This window comes from Parasphingorhabdus sp. (genome assembly GCF_036964675.1).
In the GTDB taxonomy this organism is placed as follows: domain Bacteria; phylum Pseudomonadota; class Alphaproteobacteria; order Sphingomonadales; family Sphingomonadaceae; genus Parasphingorhabdus.
Genome location: NZ_JBALTF010000089.1, coordinates 5,044 through 8,148 on the forward strand (window position 1 = coordinate 5,044; position 3,105 = coordinate 8,148).

A 3,105-nucleotide genomic window follows, 5' to 3' on the forward strand; every position below is an offset into this window, starting at 1 on the left:
GAAAGGGAAAGAAAAAGTTTCAATTTCATCTAGGGTCTTCTTAGTCCATTTTGTTCGATCCGCAAACGCGCATTGCCATTCAGGCTCACGGTGCGCTCAGCCAAATCGGCTTCGAGCCGATCCGCTCTGAAAGTTCCGATATTGGTCCTTCCCTCCACCGCGCCGTCGCTGCGCAAGGTCCGCTGCTTGAGATCAACGGTGACATTGTTGGTCGAAAGACGATATCCACTGGCGGCCTCGACCTGCACCGGTCCAGGCACCCGGACATTTTCCTGATCCATGTCATAGCGGCCTGCGCTGGCGCGTATCTGGGCCGGCCCCTCCTTCAGCAATATGCGAGCGGAAAGATCCTTCAACTCAACGATCGCTTCGCTCGAGCTTTTCTGCACGGCAGAACCCGCTTTGAGGGAAAACGGGCGACCTTCGCTATCCTCACCCCGATAGAGCGCCTCGGTAACGCGCATGCGTTCCTTGGCAACGTCCACGCTATTCTTGTCCAGAACGAAACTCAGCTCGCCGCCCATGGTGAACGGGGCCAGAGCCAGCATCGATCCCAATAGCCCAACTCCGACAGGCAGAATGAAGCGCAACCATTTTACGTTTCGGTCATGCTTGCCGTTCGGAGCAGCAAATTCCTGACGCTTGGTCCGGACAGGGTTGGCGGCGGTCGACATGGCTAGACCATATTCCAATGATCATTGTCGCGACGACTGAACAAGAGTTTCGACCGTTCAGGCATGCGCAAAAATGTCTACTTCCGGCCAGCCAGCCAGGTCCAGTCGTGCACGATCCGGCAGAAATTCAAAGCAGGCCTGAGCAAGCTCGGCTCTACCCTCCCGCTCGAGCCGGATTTCCAGCTCATCCTTCAATCTGTGCAGAAAGCGGACATCCGATGCGGCATAGTCCCGCTGGGCTTCGCTGAGCTCGGGGTTGCCCCAATCGCTGGATTGCTGCTGCTTCGAGATATCCTGGCCGAGAAGCTCGCGGACCAGTTCCTTCAGTCCATGGCGATCGGTATAGGTCCGGATGAGCCGCGAGGCGATTTTTGTGCAGAAGACCGGGGCCGCCATCACGCCAAGATAACATTCGATTGCGGCAAGATCAAAACGGGCAAAATGATAGAGCTTCAGGCGGTTTTGATCGGACAATATGGCTCGAAGATTGGAAGCGCCATAGTCACTGTCGGGACCAAAGCGTACAAGATGCTCGTCGCCCTGGCCATCGGATATCTGGAGCAGGCACAGACGATCCCGGTGGGTGTGGAGTCCCATGGTTTCCGTGTCGACCGCAACCGGGCCATCGCCCAGAACGCCTGCTGGAATATCTTCTTCGTGAAAAAAAACTGCCATTAATATTTGCCTGTCTATACTATCTCTGGGCCAACCTCATTTTCTCAACCGTGGCGTCGGCATGACGCCTTTTTGGCTTCCGGTTTTGAACCATGGCCAGATCTCCGGCTGTGAAAATTGACAGCAGCGCATCATCAAATATGCTATGTGCCGCAGGCCGGTTCAAACAGCAAGTTTAGTTTGAGCCTCATTGCGCACGGGAAATGCGCGAACAACATAGGGGTTTGACAATATGGCAGAGAAAATACCTGAACCAGTGGCCCCCGGTTTCGATCTCAACAAGGCAACCATAGTCTCACTCCTCTATATCGCCGGATTTGTTGTCGGTATCACCGGCCTGGTGGGGTTCATCCTTGCATTGGTCTGGAAGGATGAGGTCGCAGGCACGTGGGAAGAAAGCCATTTGCAATTTCATGTGATGACATTTGTCATCGGATTTGTGGTCGGGATTATCGGCGTAATTCTCTCTTTCATATTGATCGGGATTCCCATATTGCTGGCGCTCGCTGCCTGGATATTGGTCCGTTCAATACTGGCATTGCTGAAAGCGCAGAAACATGAACCGATAGCTGATCCGAAAACCTGGCTTTTCTGAACAGGACCGCCTGGGCATCAGTTTCCGTAAGATTGTCAGCAAAACACCGAATTCATTCGCTTATTCCTCCATTTTTCTATATGGCAAGGGGGCGCGGTAATGGGATTCGCGCAAAACAATGTTCCGGAGGTCGTCCGCTGTGGCATTGCTATTACTGGGTAGGGCGAATTGAAAGTGACGATTTTAGAATGGGTTTTGATAGAAACCGGCGAGGCAGAGGCCGGGACAAGCGCGACGGCTTCGGTGACGAAAACTTCGATGGATATCAAGGTGATAACGGTCCGCCCGTAGAAAGATATACGCGGCCAGACAGTGATTCGGGCGGCGCCAGACGAGGCGGCGGTATGCCGGATCAGGTTGTCGGCGAAAGCACCGGGACGGTTAAATTTTTCAATGCGCAAAAGGGTTTTGGCTTCATCGTGCAAGATGGTGGCGGCGAAGATGTTTTTGTCCATATTAGTCAAGTCGAACGCGCGGGCCTGAAAGGTCTCGCTGAAGGCCAGACATTGCGCTTTTCACTGGTTGACCGCGGCGGGAAAGTCTCCGCTTCGGACATTCAGATCGAAGGCGATCTTATCGAAGTCACGGATAGCGGCCCGCCCCCTCGCGAAGAGCGTAGCGGTGGCGGTGCCCCTCGCCGGGAGCTTACCGGAGAAAAAGCCACGGGTACCGTGAAATTTTTCAACGGCAGCAAAGGCTTTGGTTTCATCCAGCGTGATGATGGACAGCCCGATGCATTTGTCCACATTTCAGCCGTAGAACGCGCCGGTATGCGCGGGCTGGAAGAAGGCGACAAACTGGAGTTTGAACTGGAAGTGGATCAACGCGGCAAGACTGCGGCGGTGAATTTGGTCGCAAAATAATGCTCTAGAGCTTATCAGATAATTCAAAAATGGCGGGCTCTGGTCCGCCATTTTTTTGCGCTTTTGGGTGCGTTGCAACTGCCCAATCGACCGACATAGAAAAGCCGGTCGAACAAGCTTGACGGGCTTTTCTGATTTAAATCCCTCTGTTCCTAGAAGCGGACGCTAATCGCTCCGGAATAGACCTGACTGGAAACATCCGACCGGCCAACCGTCGAATCGGCGGTCAAGACAAACGAGACATTGCCCATATTGTAGCGCAAGCCAACACCGACCTCGCCCCAGTTTTTGTCCGGAT

General features: G+C 53.9%; 4 protein-coding genes. 2 read left to right on the plus strand and 2 right to left on the minus strand.

The genetic code is table 11. The features are described 5' to 3' along the window. Positions 1-29 precede the first annotated feature (29 nt). Positions 30-674 carry an LPS export ABC transporter periplasmic protein LptC gene (gene lptC, locus V7665_RS12435; protein WP_335664851.1) on the minus strand — a complete coding sequence of 215 codons (645 nt, stop codon included), beginning with the start codon at positions 672-674 and terminating at the stop codon, positions 30-32. Positions 675-731: 57 nt separating this feature from the next. Beyond that, the gene (locus tag V7665_RS12440; protein WP_335664852.1) at positions 732-1,349 is read right to left on the minus strand and encodes a ribonuclease D; all 618 of its coding nucleotides are present in this window, start codon (positions 1,347-1,349) and stop codon (positions 732-734) included. 232 nt (positions 1,350-1,581) lie between these two features. On the opposite strand from V7665_RS12440, the gene V7665_RS12445 reads away from it, so the two are divergent. After that, a complete protein-coding gene (locus tag V7665_RS12445) occupies positions 1,582-1,944 on the plus strand; it encodes a DUF4870 family protein (RefSeq protein ID WP_335664853.1) in 363 nt (120 codons plus the stop codon). Positions 1,945-2,132: 188 nt separating this feature from the next. Then, positions 2,133-2,807, plus strand: a complete 675-nt coding sequence (locus V7665_RS12450; protein ID WP_335664855.1) for a cold-shock protein — start codon at positions 2,133-2,135, stop codon at positions 2,805-2,807. Positions 2,808-3,105 lie beyond the last annotated feature (298 nt).

What these genes read in the sequence shown, in the direction of transcription:
- lptC (WP_335664851.1), bottom strand. Translation starts at nt 674, where the DNA reads ATGTCGACCGCCGCCAACCCTGTCCGGACCAAGCGTCAGGAATTTGCT.
- V7665_RS12440 (WP_335664852.1), bottom strand. Translation starts at nt 1,349, where the DNA reads ATGGCAGTTTTTTTTCACGAAGAAGATATTCCAGCAGGCGTTCTGGGC.
- V7665_RS12445 (WP_335664853.1), top strand. Translation starts at nt 1,582, where the DNA reads ATGGCAGAGAAAATACCTGAACCAGTGGCCCCCGGTTTCGATCTCAAC.
- V7665_RS12450 (WP_335664855.1), top strand. Translation starts at nt 2,133, where the DNA reads ATGGGTTTTGATAGAAACCGGCGAGGCAGAGGCCGGGACAAGCGCGAC.